General features: G+C 45.8%; 12 protein-coding genes. 4 read left to right on the forward strand and 8 right to left on the reverse strand.

What is annotated here, in order from left to right:
* Nucleotides 1-59: 59 nt before the first annotated feature.
* From G6N79_RS17095 to G6N79_RS17130, 8 genes are all read right to left on the reverse strand, one after another.
* Nucleotides 60-335 (reverse strand): hypothetical protein, encoded by a 276-nt coding sequence (locus tag G6N79_RS17095; RefSeq protein WP_103905818.1) that lies wholly within the window; start codon nt 333-335, stop codon nt 60-62.
* A 356-nt stretch (nt 336-691) separates the two neighbouring features.
* Nucleotides 692-1,726: a clostripain-related cysteine peptidase gene (locus tag G6N79_RS17100; protein WP_234993175.1), complete on the reverse strand. Its 1,035-nt coding sequence runs from the start codon at nt 1,724-1,726 to the stop codon at nt 692-694.
* A 127-nt stretch (nt 1,727-1,853) separates the two neighbouring features.
* Nucleotides 1,854-2,900, reverse strand: a complete 1,047-nt coding sequence (locus G6N79_RS17105; RefSeq protein WP_200818767.1) for an endonuclease/exonuclease/phosphatase family protein — start codon at nt 2,898-2,900, stop codon at nt 1,854-1,856.
* A 12-nt stretch (nt 2,901-2,912) separates the two neighbouring features.
* On the reverse strand, nt 2,913-4,253 hold the full coding sequence (locus tag G6N79_RS17110; protein ID WP_103905819.1) for a DUF5689 domain-containing protein: 1,341 nt from the start codon (nt 4,251-4,253) through the stop codon (nt 2,913-2,915).
* Nucleotides 4,254-4,265: 12 nt separating this feature from the next.
* Nucleotides 4,266-7,013, reverse strand: a complete 2,748-nt coding sequence (locus tag G6N79_RS17115) for a carboxypeptidase-like regulatory domain-containing protein (protein WP_103905820.1) — start codon at nt 7,011-7,013, stop codon at nt 4,266-4,268.
* Nucleotides 7,014-7,078: 65 nt separating this feature from the next.
* Nucleotides 7,079-8,494: a fimbrillin family protein gene (locus G6N79_RS17120; RefSeq protein ID WP_103905821.1), complete on the reverse strand. Its 1,416-nt coding sequence runs from the start codon at nt 8,492-8,494 to the stop codon at nt 7,079-7,081.
* Between the two features lie 29 nt (nt 8,495-8,523).
* A complete protein-coding gene (locus tag G6N79_RS17125; protein ID WP_103905822.1) occupies nt 8,524-10,089 on the reverse strand; it encodes a DNA/RNA non-specific endonuclease in 1,566 nt (521 codons plus the stop codon).
* A 387-nt stretch (nt 10,090-10,476) separates the two neighbouring features.
* Nucleotides 10,477-11,505: a glycosylasparaginase gene (locus tag G6N79_RS17130; RefSeq protein WP_103905823.1), complete on the reverse strand. Its 1,029-nt coding sequence runs from the start codon at nt 11,503-11,505 to the stop codon at nt 10,477-10,479.
* Between the two features lie 171 nt (nt 11,506-11,676).
* On the opposite strand from G6N79_RS17130, the gene G6N79_RS17135 reads away from it, so the two are divergent.
* Genes G6N79_RS17135 through G6N79_RS17150 form a run of 4 tightly spaced genes read left to right on the forward strand, consistent with a single transcriptional unit; the run spans nt 11,677 to nt 18,631 of the window.
* Nucleotides 11,677-12,894, forward strand: coding sequence for a C40 family peptidase (locus G6N79_RS17135; protein ID WP_103905824.1), 1,218 nt, complete (start codon nt 11,677-11,679; stop codon nt 12,892-12,894).
* 1 nt (nt 12,895) lies between these two features.
* On the forward strand, nt 12,896-13,948 hold the full coding sequence (locus tag G6N79_RS17140) for a dipeptide epimerase (RefSeq protein WP_103905825.1): 1,053 nt from the start codon (nt 12,896-12,898) through the stop codon (nt 13,946-13,948).
* A gap of 42 nt (nt 13,949-13,990) precedes the next feature.
* A complete protein-coding gene (locus G6N79_RS17145; protein ID WP_103905826.1) occupies nt 13,991-17,161 on the forward strand; it encodes a SusC/RagA family TonB-linked outer membrane protein in 3,171 nt (1,056 codons plus the stop codon).
* 18 nt (nt 17,162-17,179) lie between these two features.
* Nucleotides 17,180-18,631, forward strand: coding sequence for a RagB/SusD family nutrient uptake outer membrane protein (locus G6N79_RS17150; protein WP_103905928.1), 1,452 nt, complete (start codon nt 17,180-17,182; stop codon nt 18,629-18,631).
* Nucleotides 18,632-18,972 lie beyond the last annotated feature (341 nt).

Raw genomic sequence — 18,972 nt, forward strand, 5'->3', positions numbered from 1 at the left:
ATACCAACGTTTACATAATATTTACTGCTATCCGCTTTCCAATTTCCGGAATCTCCTACCTAGCGGAATATTTTTCGGAAATCAAAAACCCGATATTTTCCCTTTTCTGAATATTCATTTTCATAGTTTTTGCTGTTTAGCGGCGATACCTTCCAATCTCCGTGTTCCACATCCCTCGCCCTGAACATAACAGGTTTTTGATCCTGAATTGTAATTAATAACGAATCAAAATGAGCCAAGGTACCCACATGCTCTTCCAAGAGTTCAGGAAGCACAAATTGATCTTGTTCAGGAACCATAAAATCGAAAACATGTTCATGCAGAAAAAACTTCATGTTTATGGGTGATGAAGTATTATTCACATACTTGTAATTGAATAGCATGAGTGAACCTTGGTGATGGTCACAAGAACTTACGCTATATGCAGTGACCAGACTGAAAATGGCAGCAAACTGACCTATTTTTCGAATAAAACTTTTATTATAAACTAAACAATTTAAAAATCTACGCATCTACTCCTTAATATTGCGTGTAAAATTAGTTTATTTTTTAGTTGAGAAATAATTTTGTTTAATTTTTAATGAAATATTAATATTCAGTTTTAATACTTAAAAAAAACTTCCGGCATGCCGGAAGTCTTGATTTAAAAAACTAGTAAATTATTATGAAAAAAGGATGGTCACCCGCTGGTTCAAAACAAGCGCCCGGCACCTGTAGCTTTCGCCCAGCCAAGCGTTTTGTAATATGAAGCATGTGGGTCATCATCCTTCGGAATATAACAGGACAAACCCGAATAGACACGTATAGGTTTCCCTAAGAAATGAGAGGTGTGGACTTTATACACGACGGATTTATTCAAGGCCATTTCGATCCGCTTGGCTTCGTCCGCAGTAAAATTACGATCAAAGAAATCCAACAGGTCATATGCCGGAACAGGCGACAGCGGATCCAAGCTCAGGGCTTGAACCTGCCGATCTTTGATCTTAATGGCTTGTTGGCGATCATAGACAGTTCGAACAGCCTGCGCCAGACCTTCCAATTTCTTCATATCCACTAAAGTATAGGTAGCGGACCGATAGGGCCCTTCCTTTTCATTATAAAATCCGTAATATTTTCTGGCGGTCTGTGCCAAGCCCCTACGTACATTTCGATCAAAGAGGTGTCGCATGATACGGTCATAGGGCAAGCCCACACTGATGACCTCCGTTGCAGAAGCTAAAACCAAAGGCGTTATATCGCGCAGTTCATACAAGACCTCCACCGAGGACATGGAACATGCATCGAAAATGATGTAATCCAAATTTCTGGGCAATGCTGCCTTCAAGTCCATAATATCCATGGTATCTCCGTTGTCATCGCCGAAAGATCTGGTCTTTGCCATTCTTTTCGTACGCTCACCCGGATACCAATTGGTCGCATGGGACCATAGAATAGCGCCATAAGAATTTGCCTTTCCAAGCTCCTGCATATCCTGAAAGACCATTGCCATCACCTTTGGATCGGATGAATTGTGTTCGGGATAGTCTTTTAGTACTTTACTCACTATTCTAGGACTGTTGTCATGAACAATTTCGTAGATCTTGGGAGATTGTCCGAAAAGGCGTGCATACACCAACAGTCTACCATTGATATCCTGATACCCTTGTTCCATCATATTGATGTTATCGACTGCTTCAGCCGCCAAGCTATTATTTGCCGCCATATAGACCAAAACTGTCTTCTCCACCTGCAAGGATTCCTCCTTTTTGCAGGCAGCAAACAGACCCAGCAACACCAACCCCGCAAGGCACCGAAAAAACACGGTCCCCCGGAATGTACTTTTGGTATCCATTGCCATCGCCCCCTTCATCCTGCTATTCCAATTCTTTCAATAAATAGATCAGTACCGGAAAATGATCCGAATAGCCATCTTGGAACAAGTTGCTCGAAAAGGTTCGGAATGGATAGCCTTTATACCGACCTTCCTTGGTGGTCAGGTAATCGGGGTTGTAAATCTCCGATTTCCAGAACTGTAATTTGCCCGAATTGTTGGATAACAAGGGTTTCGAGATGATGATCTGATCGAACAAGTTCCATTTCGCTAAATAACCCAATGAGCCTACTCCTCTTTTATAGTGTCTGTACATGGTGTTGTACAATCCTTGGTCAGCCACACGCTCGCGCTTTCCCTCAGCCTGCAACACCTCTTGTATACTTTTATCAACCGGGTCATCGTTAAAATCCCCCATAATAACAATCTTGGCTTCCGGTCTCGCCGAATAGATGGAATCTACGGCGTGGCGTAATACCGAAGCGGCATGTTCGCGCAGGATGGACGATTTTCCTCCAAACCGGGAAGGCCAATGGTTCACGAAGACATGCACCATCTCATTGGCAATAACCCCCTTCACCATAAGGATATCACGCGTCACGTAGTCAGGTCGCTCCGGTAAATGGTAGGGCAACACTTTCGCTTCCACAAAGCGGAACAAGTCCGGATTGTACAGAAGCGCGACATCGATTCCACGGCGATCCGGCGAGTCGTAATGGACAATTTGCAAATTCATTCCCTTGACGGCATCCTGACTGACCAAGTCTTCCAGCACCTTTCGGTTTTCGACCTCGCAGACCCCAATCAATGCAGGTCCTGCAGAGCCGTGCTGACGCCCAATTCTGGAGAGCACCGTCGATAGACGGGTTAGTTTCTTCCGGTATTTATCGGGAGTCCAGTTTAGTCCACCTTCCGGCGTAAATTCAAAATCCATCACGGTCGTATCCCGTTGGGTATCGAATAGGTTTTCGACATTATAGAAAGCCAAAGGATATACCGCATATTGTTTCTGCTGCCCCGTTGCCGAAAAGGCGTGCAGCAGCAGACCAACTGCTATACCTACGAAATATCTGAAATGCTTTAATCTCATAGCCTGCTGTGCTTATTTTTTTTCAACGATAATGGTTTCACCACCCTTACCCGCTGTTCCTTCCAGCTGGATATTATCCAATCGGAAACCGACCTGGTTTAAGGCAGCTGAAGAAACGAATTCTAGCACGACATTATCGCCCTGCGGAATACCAGGAATAGTGACTTTATAGAACTTACCATTATCTCCGGCTGCATTCGAGATTTCTTTGCTGTCTACGTTCATGAGCACGCCATTCACCTTCACCTGAATCTGGTTCAGGTTTGCCTTGGCGCCCGCATCATACAGATTAGCAGTCAATTCATAACTTAGCGTAACGGCACCCTTATCTTTGGTATTGATCCCTGAAATGCGCACCGTTGCATCGCGGTTAGCCGGCAGCCAAATATGGGCACCATATCCTCCCGAGATGCTTCGGATATCGGCTACCTGAGCATCTTCACGGTATTGCACAGGGGCTTTCATATCAAAATCCTTGAAATCATTGATCTTCGGTCTATTACCAGACGGATAGGTTCCATTTCCGAACGTCTCCTTAAAGAATGTACCAGCGGAAGGCTGCACAACTTCAGGGGCTTTACCATCAAACTCCAGGACATCACGTTTCGTACGGAGGATCAGCTGCCACGTACCGTTAAACCGACCTAAAATCCCGTATAAGCTTCCTTCACCTTGCGGTAAAATATCCTTGGCAAAGTCCGAAAAATTGCTTGAACGGACGATCAGGATTCTACCGTCCTTATTTTTAATTTCTTCATTGGTTGTGACGTCATTGGTCGTAAAGGCATTTTTACCGCCATTCACAAAGCGGACGCCTTTGATTTCCACAAGTCGGTGGACCATATCGTCCGTCAGTTTATCCAATGTGACAGGTAGCGGTTTCAGGTCCTGCGGTTTCGGCCAGGAATTCATCTGCGCCTTTTCCTTGAACACTTCCCAACTGATCCTGTTGGCCTGGCTCTTTGCCAAACCGATCTGCAACTCATCACCATATTTCAAGATGTACAGGTCTTTCAGGTTCACGAAAACTTCCTGTCCAACCTGATAGCTGCCATAAATGGCATTTTGATCCACACCAATATTAATGGCTCCAGTTTCATCCTGCAGATAAATCTGCTTATAGATATTTCCGGATTCATCATTCCCTGTCACTACCCCACGGATGATCACTTCATCGGCGATCAGTTCCGGATTTGTAATCTTTGCATAGCGCTCGCGCAATTGCTTGATCGTCGTATTGGCAAATTTACCCGTATAGGTAGGTTCCGTTAATGGAGGTGGTGTATATTCACGTTCGCAAGAAGCGAATAGTATGCTGAGTAGGCAAAAGAATAGTAGCCCTATTTGTTTCATTATATATCTTATTTAAAATCTGTAACTCGTATTGAAAAACATGTTTATGCCCTGCATATAGAAATAGCGTGAACCGAAACGCTCTGGAAAATTGAGATCAAGTCGTCCCTGTTCAAAACCTCCGGTGCGCAGGTCTCTATTGTTCAGGAGATTCATGACGGAAAGGTTGAAATTCAATGACCGTCGATCCTTCAGGTAAATCATCTTGCCTATGGAGGCATCTACGGTTACATTTGCATCCAAACGTTCCTGACGTGTCAACTGTTCGTAAGCGGTAATGCTCTCCGTATAAGGATTCACGGTGGAGTAAGCAGATGCTGTTCTGCGCAGTGGCGCAGCCGACATGTAGTTCCGTCCAACAAAATTCCCACTCAACTCCAGGAACCAATAGTTATGGAAATACCGTGCAGCGACGATCCCTGCAGCCTGTGGCGTTCCGGACACATACAGATTCCGCATGTAGACGCGTTCTTCCACATCGGCCAACATGCCATTTTCCGAATTCATGGTGCCCATAGGATTGTTGCTGTAATAGTACTCACCGAGACTTCCGATAAAATCGAAGTTCCAATTTTGGTTCAGGGAATAGGTCACTGCCGCTTCCAGGCCACGATGCACCTTATCCACACCACTCATGTTATGGAAAACAAAAGTTCTTTGGGAATCATGATAATAGGCCATCCGTTCCAACTGATCATAGAAGTTGGTCTGGAATAGACTGACACGTCCCGCCAATTTCGGCATGGAAAATACATAATTGACATCTGCATGGGCCATCTTACCACTCCCCAACCCTTTGACCACGCGGTCTGTCACCCTTGGCATAACATAGGCGCGGTCTGGAATTGGTGGCTCTGTGATGTAGGCTACATTAGACGAAATAAAATGCCTGCCATCCAGTTTATAGGTAAGTCCAGCCTTAGCCGTAAAATCTATAAAATCATGGTGCTTGCCGCGCCCATAGGAATTGTTTGGAAACCGTCCATTGCGCATATTCCCTTGGCGCGAGAAATCCGTATACCCGATCTTCATGCCGTAGTACACATCCAGGTGGCGAGCTTGAAAACTATTCGTCACCCAAGCATTCACCGTCTTGATATCCAGATCATAGTCATAACCAAAAATATCGTCCTTATACACTTTTCTGTCGGGATAGAGCAGGTCGTTCTGCTTGATTCGGTCATTCCCACGGTTTTCACGCTCGGCAAATTTATCCAGATCCACGACAAAGTCAGCGCCCAAGAGATCATCAACCGTCTTGTATTGGTAGGATCTGGTCATCCTTCCCTCGACACCCGCGGTCAATTGGAAATTATTGTCATATAACTTATTGAACGTAGAGCTGATGGTACTTTCCAACAGATCGGAATGGCGTCGTTCAACCATGTACAGGGCTTCGCCTTTGTACTTGGAGCGATGCTCCGGATTCATGTTCTGACGGTACAGCTCTTCCCAATTAATTTGAGTGACTCTCGGATCGCGATTCTTCCATAGAGACGTATATTCCGCTGCGGTCAATTCATTAATGGTTGTGGTATGTTTACCGAAATTCGATGGCAGGTATCTGTAGTAATCCGGTCTCGGATCCATGGCATTGTACCAATTGAGTGCCGAATTGCTCCATCTTCCATAATGGAGGATACCGCCCGAGGTCAGGTCAGTTTTCTCGTCGATCTTCCAGCGGTGTGAGATAACGGCCGTTGGGTCATATGCTTTGACAACCCTGGAATTACGGATCTTACCATCCTGGTATCCCCAATTCGGATTGTAAAGGTTATCCCCAACTAGGTCGTAAACTTCCTGAAAGGAAGAGCCCTGCTGCCCGCGGACAACCGGAGAACCGAAAGTTAGTAAGGATAACGAGTGTGCACCCTCATTCCATTGCTTTTCAGCGGAAAGGGCATAGGAAAGGTTGCGGTAGGACGTTCCTGGAATATATCCCTTATCGGAGAAGCGTCCACCCACTGCACCCGTGAAGGCCCATCCCTTTTCGTTGAGCCCAGTTGAATAACTGAACATCGTACGAGCATAATAATTCCTATTGGTATAGGACATGGTGACCTTGCCACCTTTAGCAAAGGTACTGGCGCGCATATTGATATTTTCGGAACCACCAATCGTTCCGAAAGTGTAAGATCCTCCTTGATTGTAGTTGACCACATCCCCATTTCGGGTCAGGTCATTGAGTGCTCCGATGGAAGCGTAATTGAATACACGGCGGAATTGGTCATTGGCCAAAACGCCATTGATATAGGTCTGTTCGTGGAATGGGTCATAGCCCCGAACCCGAAATCGGTATGGAAATAATTTGAACCCCACCTTGTTCAGGAAAAGGTCATTCGATAGGATGACGGAAGCTTGTATATCTTGCGAACCGACATCACCTTCGGTGGTGAGCACATCATCGTCGATGATCCCCAGGACGGTCTGTACATCCATCTGGTTTTCAGCCGTCAATTCGATGACGTCCAATGTTTGTGTTTGTTCCGCTTCCAATAGGACATCCAGTTCAAACACCCTAAACCCAGCAGCTTGAATTATCAACTTATCCTGTCCCGGTTTTAGATTCACGAACACAAACTCACCTTCTTCATTTGTGGTCGTACTGAGTTTATTTTGTTCCAATAAAAGCGAGATCCCTACCAAGGGAACCTTCGTCCTTTCATGGACGACCTTCCCCGTCAACTGTATCCCCCCTTGGGCAAATACAGTGCAGCAAAAGCCGGTTAATAGAATAAGTAGTGGTAAAATTTTGCGCATATTGCCTCTTGCCAGAAAATTAAAAGAATGAGGATCGAAAGATCCTCATTCCTGAATATTATACCTTATTTTGTACCTTCCAACTTGATGTTATCCAAACGATAACCTGCGGTATTTGCAGTCGCGTTGGATGAAACTTCTAGTACGATAGCATCAGCTTCGGCAATTCCAGTAATTGTTTGTGAACTGAATTCATTGGATGCTCCAGTTACACCTGATAGTGGATATGCTTTACCATTTACCTTAATCTCAATTGCAGTGATAGGTGCAGCTGGTGCATTTGCTGCCACATCAAAAGATAATTTCAGATCTTTAAAACCAGCAGCATTGATACCTTCCACTTTAAAACCTGTAGTACGGCCAGCTGGTAACCAAGCATGCGCTTCCATCTGAGTCGTTCTACGGATGTCCGCATACGATGTAGGATCTAAATCGGAATATGTCACACCCTTAGCACTAAAACCTTCGTAAGTACCAAATCTGTATTTTTTGCTTCTATCTTCTACAGGAATATCACCGAAAGTCTCTAAGTAAATAGTTTGCACTGTTCCTGTTCCAGGTTCTGGTTTAGGATCAGTTTTATCTTTGATCACATTGACAGAACCACCGGAAACAGCGATCCAATCGGTAATGGTAGCTTCACCAGTAACAATCACCTGAGGACCGGTAACCGTTTCACGAAGTGAAATGTTGTAGGCATATTTCTTACCGGATTCGTAAGTTGCTTCCGCTGGCAAAGTCCACGTGAAAGTACTTGCACCAACTGTGAATACAACCTCCTTGTTCGCGTAAGCACCTGGGATTAAAATAGCTTCCACAGTATGTGCATCCGTAGCAGCTGTAACTTTAGCCGATACATTTGCAGCCTTTGCACCTTCAGCAACTGTTCCTGTAGCCAAATCCAATGTCGAAGTCGTGTTTACCGCATTGAAGACCGTGGTCAACCCCGTTAAGGATGATACACCTGTTCCTGCAGTTACGTTCAAATCGATCTTTGCCAATTTGTGTGCAAACTCCAAATTAGCAACACCTGACTCTTGGGTCAAATTCTTCGCATTGTCGGAATACATCACATCGATCTTTGCTAAGTCTGCTTGATTGCTTACATCAATGGATAATGCATTGTCAGCAACTGCTGCTGCATACGGGTAGTACGCAATAAAGTCCACTGCGCCACTTTCCGGATAATTGATCACATCATCCCCTGTTGCCGCAAAATTACCGTTGCCTGAAGTAACGTATTTTTTGTTCGCAGAAAGCACTTTGGAAAGACCAGTCCCCTGCTTCATGAACACCCCGATTTCGTCGTTGGCATCCCATTGCGTACCAGACGCCTTTGTAGCAGGCTGACCAACGATTGATGATGAGAACTTCACTTCAGAACCATTCGATCCTGGTTGGTTCCTGTAATCATCTTTCTTACAAGATGATGCTAAAGCTACAGCGGCTAAAGCAACGCTTAATAATTGTTTTGTTTTCATTATTATTTAATTAATTGACTGATTTCATGTTAATTCCAGATGGCATTATTTATGGTTGACTTCTCTGCCGTGGAGAGCGCCGGAAAAAAGGTGTACCCGGTCAACTGCTCCAATTCGCGAACCGTCACGCGGTAGCTGTTCGGTTGAGCAGAACCACTTGTATTGACATTATCAAACTTAAACCCGATGGTATAGTAAGCCGTTCCGCGCTTGACAGCGAGCGCCTTGTAGTAATACTTTGGTTTGGCCACTTCCTGACCGGCATTATCGCGGACATAGGTGATTGGCTGGTCCTTAGTCACCTGCAGACCGGCTCCAGTAACCACGTACATGGTATCCACACCGGAACGTTGCATCCAGGTTCGGACTTGGTTTTCCAATTTTGCCCATACCCCTTGGTTTAAGGTGGCCTCCTGAGCCGTCATATTGGAATAATAGAAGGTGGTGGCATTTTCTGCGCGATTCTTTGTTCGATCGGCACTTGGCAACTGATGCCCACGATCAATGCCCCCAATGCCGAACCCCTTGGATAAAAGTGGTTGGAAATTCCGGTTGATATCTGGATCGTAGCCCCATGCGTTGGTTCTGGATTGACCACCCACATAGTCCCGGCTCAATGGATAAGCTACCCATAAGGCTAATTTATTTTTCTGGTCGTACAGCATGGCAAAATTCCGCTTGGATTGGTCGGGCGTCATTTTGAAACTATATTGCAGGTCCATGCTGTTGGAAATGATCGGTAACTCAAAGTAGGAGACATTTGGTTTGGGCGTAACACCACCATCTTTACCCAATTGCACTTCATATTGGTACATGTTCCCTGCGGCATATTCCGTAGTCAGTCCAGCGATATCCCAAGTAAAGGAATCACCTGCAACATTTCTAAAGATCATTTTTGTCATGGCATCCAACTTTCCTGGGTAGATCACCAATTCCAGGTACTTTTCAGCACCGACTTGGACCACTTTACCGGAAACAGATTTCTTCGTACTCTTTTTATTAAGTGTTGCCGTGGTTAGATCAAAATCTGCTTCCGTTTCCAGATTACTCAGCTGCGCGGTTAATCCTTCAAGGTTCTCGCCCTGCAACTTAACGCGGATTTTAGAAATAATACGTTCGAATAGTAAGTGAACAGGACCTTGAGTAGCTCCATTCGCAGCGGCACTCTTACCATAGAGGTAATCGATCTTGCTTTGCTCCTCCTGATTGGCAATATCCAGTTGACGGTTTAATTCACGTCCCGCTTGATAAGGGTAAAAGGATACGAATTGGACGGCTTTTCCTTCTGGAAAGCGGATTTCATCCGCAGTCGATTTCGGCCTGAAATTACCAGATCTAGATGTTATAAATTCTTTATTAAACCCCTCTTCCAAAATGGTAGAAGCGCTCAACCCGGACCCCGCGTACATGTAGATCGATATCGCATCGTTCTCATCCCACTGCGACCCTGAAACACGGGTTTGCACCTGTCCCGCAATCTTACTGCTGAATAGCACAGCTCTATCTTGCTTCACATCGATTATCGGGTTTTCCTTTCTACAGGATGTAAACAACATCACACTCAAGGTGACATATAAAGCAATTCGTTTAATCATTAATTTTATAATTCTTTTTAAATTAATTATTTATTCCTTAAAGACACATGTAGCGCAATAGAATAAAATAGGTCAGTTATGTTTTCTTTTTCTGAAACAAAACTAAACACAACATGATAACTATTAATTAATAAAATATTAAGAATATATTATGATAAGACAATTCATGAAACCTACAGTTAACATTAGATCAAAACTCCCTTAAAATCAAAAGAATACAAAACATATAATAGCCAATAAAGCCTGTTAAGTTTATAATTATGGCACAGAGAAATTAAAAAATAGTGGAAGCATTTAAGTAATTCTGCCCAGAATAGTTAATGCATCTCATTAATTGGACATAAAAAAAGCGACCCTAGGGTCGCTCATATCTATTAGAAATTGTTCCTATTTATAATGGAACTTTCCTTTTTCCAGGGTATCCTGTTTTTCAGCATCACAGATGGCAAATGTAAAACCATCCTGCAAAGCATAGGAACCATATTCTCCATTTTTGTTAAGGGCAAGGAAACCCACTTGTATTTCTTTTGCGATTTCCGGTTTTTTCTTGACGATGCGCATAACGGCTTCCTTGCAGGCCTCTTCTGGCGAATATCCTTGGCGCATCAATTCCACCACGAGGAAGCTACCTACGTTCCGAATCACTTCTTCCCCTACTCCCGTGGAAGTTGCTCCCCCCACTTCGTTATCAACATATAGGCCTGCCCCTATAATTGGACTGTCTCCCACTCGCCCATGCATCTTAAACGCCATGCCACTCGTGGTACAGGCGCCAGAAAGATTGCCGTCTGCATCAAGCGCCAGCATTCCGATCGTATCGTGGTTATATTTGTTGCCCGGCAATTTTTCCGTAGCGAATGATTTGTTCTCAATGTTCATGATGGGCTTGTAGTTTTTTTCCTTCAGCCACTCCTTCCACGCTTTTTCACCATCCTCGGTCAGCAGCTTCTCAGCCTTGAAACCATTTTCCAATGCGAATTGTCGTGCGCCATCTCCAACCAGCATGACGTGCGGTGTCTTTTCCATCACCAAGCGTGCCACTGCGATCGGGTGGGCGATGTCCTCCATCGCAGCGACTGCCCCACAGTTGCCCTTATCATCCATAATGCACGCATCCAATGTGACAAAACCATCCCTGTCCGGATAGCCACCCTTCCCTACAGTGGTATTTTTCAAATCCGCTTCAGCTACCTGTACACCCTGTTCCACGGCGTCCAATGCTCGACCATTCTTGGACAGGATTGCCCAGGCGGCCTGGTTGGCTGCAATGCCAAAATCCCAGGTTGAAATGACAATGGGTTTTCGTACTGCCTTTACCGATTTTTCCGTAGATTGGCTGGCAAGCGCTGAAGTAACCGTTCCGACACTGACCGCGCCAAGGATACCGTGTTTGATGAATTTTCTTCTTGAATGCATAGTAATACAATATTACTCATTGCTTTAATTTCCATCAAGCATTAAATCAGCTAAATTTCTGCGGAAGTTAGCTTGTGTTATTTGTAAAAAACGTAAAATAATGCTTGTTTATCCCCTAATTTTCGCATATTTATGCAGTTTTACCTATTTTGACAATTATTAAATACTAGGATGATGACACGGATTGCTGCTGTACTCTGCACATTTATCTGTTTGACCGGCGCGGCCAATGCGCAAACAGACTCAACAATTTTTAGGAAGATGGAAACGGTTGTCAGTTCGGCCAAGGACCAATTCGCGCCAGATAAGCGCACAAAGATCGTAGCCATTACCGCTGCCAACGCCATCAACAATACATATACCATCGAATCTTCTGTACCGGAAGCAACGGCGTACATCCGATCGCAGATCGCCAATATCCCGGCACACATCCAGATCAACACGTTGCCAGACTCAACCGTTGGCGACAGAACGCACGGTGTGGTTCACCTTTCGGTTGCCAATTTCCGGACAAAACCGGGTAATGCATCCGAAATGGCCACTCAAGCACTCCTCGGCACAGAAGTCGATCTGCTCCAAAAAGTAGATGGTGAATACCGAGCTAGGACTCCCGAAGGATATATATCCTATGTTCCTGCATCGGCGGTTTCAGCCAAGACCAAATCCGAACTTGAGGCTTGGCGTAAGCTACCAAAACTGATTTATACAACCGAATTTGGCAAGTCACTATCCAAACCCAATCCTGAAAGCATGCGTGTATCGGATTTGGTGTATGGGAATATCCTGGCCCTTGTGGGGGATGAAGGGAAATATTACAAGGTTTCCTATCCGGATAAACGAATCGCTTACATCCCAAAGGATGAAGCCCTGACATTCGATAAATGGCTGACGACAAGAAATCTAACAGCTGAAAATGTAATCGCCAGCGCCAAGACCATGATGGGACTACCCTACCTTTGGGGAGGAACTTCGGTAAAAGGGGTAGACTGCAGCGGATTTACAAAAACAGCCTATTACATGAACGGATATATCATTCCTCGCGATGCCTCCCAACAGGTATTGGCAGGCCAACCTGTAGATATCCTTGATAAGAACGGACATTTCGAACCGACCAAGGCGTTGAAAAACCTGAAGCCAGCTGATTTGCTGTTCTTTGCTTCAGGCAAGGCAAACAGTCCGAATGCCCGTGTCACGCATGTCGCACTGTACCTGGGCAATGGTGAGTTCATCCATTCCGCAGGAACCGTCCGCATCAACTCCATGCTGAAGGATGCCGCAAATTACGATGACTTCCAGACCCGGACAGTCGTTGCAGCGAAACGCTATATCGGCGTTCAGGACCAACAGCTACAGAAAATTCAAGAAAATCCTTATTACAAGCAGAAATAAGATGAACAGTAACGCATGGCAAACCCGGAAAATGGGAAAATTCACCCTACGCTTCCGTCCTTATACACTTGAGCTTCGGCATGTATTTACCGTAGCATCCTTCAGTCGCAGCACCACACCTGTTGTCTTGACCGAATTGGAATATGACGGTGTAATCGGCTATGGCGAAGCCAGTATGCCTCCCTATCTTGGTGAGTCACAGGAATCCGTAATCGCTTTCCTCCAGCAGGTGGACCTATCGGGATTCAACTCGCCGTTCGAGACTGCGGAAATCCTACATGCCGTGGATCAAACGGCCGGCAAGAATACCGCAGCAAAAGCATCGGTCGATATCGCATTGCATGACCTACTGGGTAAATTGATGGGGCAACCTTTCTACAAAATCTGGGGATTGAACCCAACGCTGATACCACCGACATCGTATACAATTGGTATTGATACCGAAGAGATGATCCGGAAAAAGGTTGCGGAAGCAGGACAATTCCAGATCCTAAAGGTAAAGTTGGGGCTCGACACGGATAAGATGATCATTGACACCATTCGATCGGTAACGGACGTGCCGCTATGCGCCGATGTAAACCAGGGATGGAAAACCAAGGAAGAAGCGCTTGAGATGGCGCATTGGCTGCAGGAACGCAATGTAGTGTTCCTGGAACAGCCCATGCCCAAGGAGATGATCGATGAGAATGCATGGTTGACAGAACGCTCCCCGATCCCGACAATTGCTGATGAAGGTTGTCAGCGCTTAGTCGATGTCCCAGCGCTGCAGGGGGTCTACACCGGCATCAACATTAAGCTGATGAAGTGCACGGGGATGCGTGAAGCTAAACAGATGGCCGAACTGGCACGCGCGCTGGATATGAAAGTTATGCTCGGCTGCATGACGGAGACGTCCTGCGCAATCACCGCAGCGGCACAATTGGCGCCGTTGGTGGATTGGGCCGATCTGGATGGCGCGTTACTCATCGGAAATGACATCTATGATGGTATGCAGGTCGTAAATGGCCAATGCATCCTACCTGACCGACCGGGGATCGGCATTATCAAGAAATAAAATTACAGATTACCTAATAGAAACATTTTAATAACCCAAATTATGAAACATCATCTACTCACCACGCTGTGCGTGATGGCCTGCACGTCCATGCAGGTGGTCAACGCGCAGCAGATTTCCGTAGCTGGTAAGGTCACTGACCAAAAGGGAAATCCCATCTCCGGGGTAACCATTACGGTAAAGGGCACCACGATTAGCACCAGTACAAATGAGAACGGTCTTTTCACCCTCAATGCGGACCACAACGCTACCCTTGTTGCTTCTTTTGTTGGCTTCGTGAAGAAAGAGGTTGCTTTGAATGGCAACAAAACTGTCAGTATGCAATTGGAGGAAGACAACCAAGCCATTGACGAAGTTATGGTCATTGCCTATGGTACCGTAAAGAAAAGCTCTTTCACGGGTTCCGCTTCCAACCTCAATTATGCTGAAAAAGAAAAGGATGTGCCTGTTGCCTCTTTTGAGCAGGCATTGAACGGTCGCTTGCCAGGGGTGCAAGTCAATACCACATCCGGACAGGCAGGTTCCACTTCTACCATCCGCGTTCGCGGAATCGGTTCCATGAATGCTTCCAATGAGCCACTCTATGTTGTGGATGGCGTGCCTGTAACCTCAGGAAACGTAGGATCCATGGAAGGCAAGCTGGCCGGAACTTCCAATAACATCATGTCTACCATTAGCCCAAGCGACATTGAGTCCATCACTGTTTTGAAGGATGCCGCAGCATCTTCACTCTACGGTTCCAGGGCCGCAAATGGTGTCGTGATGATCACCACCAAATCCGGAAAGTCAGGAAAAGCCAAAGTCAATTTCCGAACTTCCCTCGGTCTTACGCCAACTTGGGCAACGGAAAATTACAAACCCGCAGGTCCACAGGAACAGATTCAGTACATGTACGAAATCTTCCACGATTATAGAACATCCAATGGCTATACCGATGAACAAGCCAATACCTATGCCCTGAACAGCATCAACAACCGCTTCGGCAAACATGGCTATGAATTCAGCACCAACGGCTTCGGTTTGAACGACCAAGTCATCATCAAGGGCAGAACCGATGGTATCGAAAATAGAGATGGAAAATACTTCGACTGGGAAGACGCACTCTTCCGGACAGGACAATACCAGAACAATGATCTATCTGTAAGCGGCGCAACAGATAAGACACGCTATTTCTCTTCCCTATCCTATACCACCGATAAAGGAAGAGCCTATACGAACAATTACGAGCGTATCGGTGGGCGATTGAACCTGTCCCAAAAGCTAAGCGACAAGGTTGAATTCGCAACAAACTTCAACATCAGCCATAACGATAAAAAAGGATTCAACGACACCCGGAACGGTGGAACGAACTACCTGTACCTGGCAAACAACCTGCTTTTCCCGTTATACTGGCCTACCGATTACAAGACCGGTGAAGATTACACCTTACGTTACGGCTCATTGGGTTATAACCCGTTGTACTATGATACGCAATGGGACAACAGTTCCAAGACTTTGCGCATGACCGTTGCACCATCCCTAACGGTGAACATCTTACCAGGATTGGTGGGTAAGACCTTATTTTCCTATGACAACTCCGAAGTAAGGGATCACCTTTACTATAGCGGAAAACACTATAACCCAACCGACGGGATTACGGCCAATGGATCAGTGTTTGAATATGCAACAACCTACAGACGCTTGCTTTCATCATCGACCTTGAACTACAACCGTTCCTTTGACGATCACAACTTGGATCTATTGCTCGGTTTTGAAGCAGAGAAAAACCAAACGAACTATCAGTACGCCAGCGGATCCAACCTTCCGAACAGCTCCCTCCACACGGTAGCGACGGCAGGTATCAAGGATGCCAATGCATATGCTTGGGGAAATAATATGCTATCGGTGTTCTCCCGTGTGCAGTATAATTTCCAGGAGCGTTTCTTTGCAGCAGCTTCCTTCCGCCGTGATGGCGCCTCCCGCTTGAGCAATGAGGCCCGCTGGGGTAACTTCTGGTCCATCTCAGGAGCATGGGACCTGAAGAAAGAAGCTTTCCTATCGGATGTGGAGCAGATCAATCAGATCAAGCTGAAGGCCTCTTATGGAACGAACGGCACTTTGCCGACCGATAATTACGGTTTCATGAGCTTAGTTACCTTCGGTCAGAATTACAACGGTAAGCCAGGCGGTGCTATCTCCACCTTAGGCAACAACCTATTGGATTGGGAAGAAAGTTATTCCTTTAACGTGGGTACGGAGTTCTCTTTATTCAACAACAGACTCTACGGTTCCGTGGATTACTTCTCCCGCGATTCGAAAAACCTATTGCAGAATGTAAATATCTCTCAAGTTATCGGTATTTCTTCGGTATTGCGCAACGTAGGAGTTATAAACAACAAGGGCTTGGAAATTTCCCTTGGCGGTGATATCATCCGCAATGAAGATTTCCGCTGGTCGGCGAGTGTGAACACCTCCTTGACGAAGTCGAAGGTGGAGAAATTAGCCGACGGACAGGACATTATCTGGTCGGATCCTACAGGCGGCGATGCCCGTGTGGATTTCATCTATCAAGAAGGCGGCGATGTCTACACGTACTACATCAAGGAATGGGGCGGTGTTGACCCGAGCAACGGAAAACCGATCTGGTACACGAATGACGGCACAGATGGCGAGTTTTTGCACAACGGCCGTGGAGCCACAAACAGCGTTGCTGATGCATACCAAGTACCATTTGGCTCACCGATTCCGAAAGCATTCGGTGGTATCAATTCGGACCTGGAATATAAAGGCTTCGCCCTATCCCTCAACTTCAATTACAAAATCGGCGGTAAGATTTTCGATGCCGGATCGCGTGACGTAGCTGAGGATGGGTATTATTGGGAAAGGATCCGTTCGCAATATGCGATCGACAACGCTTGGACTCCCGAAAATCCCAATGCACTGTTCCCGAAAGTCAATGGAAATGACCCTGAGGACGGAATCACCAGATCATCTCGTCATTTGCATGATGCATCCTACATCCGTTTGAAAAACGTGAATCTTTCCTATAGGCTACCGGCGTCCGTAACGAACAAGATCGGATTGAGCAGCACTCGGATTTTCTTCAACGGTACGAACCTATTAACGGCCGCTAAATTCAAGTATGCTGATCCGGAAGTCAATCAATTCGGTACCCGCGGTTGGGAAATGCCATTCGGCAAAACCTATACCTTCGGTTTGGAAATCAGTCTATAACAAGCAATGCATATCCTCATGAAAAAGAATTCACTATATATCATCGCCCTTGCCAGTTTAACCATGTTTTCCTGCAAGGACTTCCTGGATGTAGCTCCAACGAACTCCATCGAGGCCAGCACTTCCATCCAAACAGTGGAAGATGCCCAGGTCATGATCAATGGCCTGAACCGTAAATTGACCGCAGCCACCCTGTACGGTCGTAATATGCTCCTCTATGCAGACGCAAAAGGGGGAGATCTGACCATTGTTTCCCAAGGTCGCGGTCTGGATGCACTCTACGTATTCAACCACACCCGGGACAACAACAGCTACGGCGATTTCTGGAAAAATGGCTATAACGCCATCCTACAGGCCAACAACATTATTACCAATATCGATAAGCTGAAGGCCGAAGGCAATAGCTCCAACTTCGATGTGCCCTACGGTCAGGCACTCACCCTGCGTGCCATGCTTTATTTCGACCTGTTGCGCCTATATGGAAAAACCTATACGCAGGATGCCAAATCCTTAGGTGTTCCGATTACGACAGAACCACTTCCGGATAATGCCCGTGTGCTGCGCAATACCGTTGAGGAAGGGTACAAACAGATCCTGACCGACCTGGAAGCCGCTGCTCCGCTTTTGCCAAAGGCACGCAACAATGGCTACATCAACTATTATGCGAATAAGGCTATCCTATCCCGAGTTTACCTGACGATGGGTAATTTCGATAAGGCCTACGAAACAGCTGAAGAGATCATCAACTCGAAAGTATATAGCTTGTACAGCAATGCCGACTGGGTTTCTTCCTGGAATAAGCAACACGGCAGCGAGTCGATCTTTGAACTGATCATGATGAAAGATCAAGGTGATTTGGGTTCAGGTTCATTGGGTTTCTACTACCTGCGCAGCAAGGACGCCAACGCATTGGGTAATTTCACGGCATCCGATTATTTCCTTACCCGCTTGGGTCAGGACGCCGAGGATGTTCGTTGGGGAATTTATACCACAGATGAGCTGGATCGGAAAGCAGCATCCTATAAATATGTAGGAACGATCGATCGCAAAGGAGATGGCAAGGAGCCTTACACAGCAGTGAACATCAAGTTGATCCGTCTTTCTGAGATTTACCTGACGGCTGCCGAAGCCGCACTGAAGAAAAGCGGAGCCAACCCAGCGAAAGCAGCGGAATACCTGAACTTAATCCGCCAACGTTCGCCAAATCTTGCAGAAGCAACTTCAGCAACCGTAACCGAGCAAATGATCTTGGATGAGAAAAGCAAGGAACTTTATGGCGAAGGTCATCGTTTCTGGGATATGATCCGTACGAACAAGACCATTACCTTCAACGATGAGCATGTCGGGGTGACGATGAACCACCGCGAAAAGACCATCAATAGAACGTTCAATAAGACCATCCTGCCTATTCCACAGGATGAAATCAATGCCAATCCTGGTCTTGCTGCACAGCAGAACCCGGGATATTAATAGCAAATAAAAGGTTAAAAAACGCCATCCGAAAAATCGGATGGCGTTTTTAGTTATCATGAAACGTTAAGCTAAAAAGAGTGAATCCTCCTAGGATTAACTCGCAAGGATTGCCTTATTAAAGCCTGTGGACCTAAAGCAGCTTATTCAAACACGCGTCTAAACGTGGTTTTACAATAAATTAATTACCACAGGAATGCTTTACCCTAACCGTTTGCTAAACGAACAAGGCACAACAAATCTTTTCTGCCAGTAAATCCAAGTCGACATTTCACTTAAAAAAAGTTTCAAAACATTACCCAAATGTTAAAAAATATATCAATAAAAACGGCTATTATATG

The sequence above is a fragment of the Sphingobacterium lactis genome (assembly GCF_011046555.1).
Taxonomy (GTDB): domain Bacteria; phylum Bacteroidota; class Bacteroidia; order Sphingobacteriales; family Sphingobacteriaceae; genus Sphingobacterium; species Sphingobacterium lactis.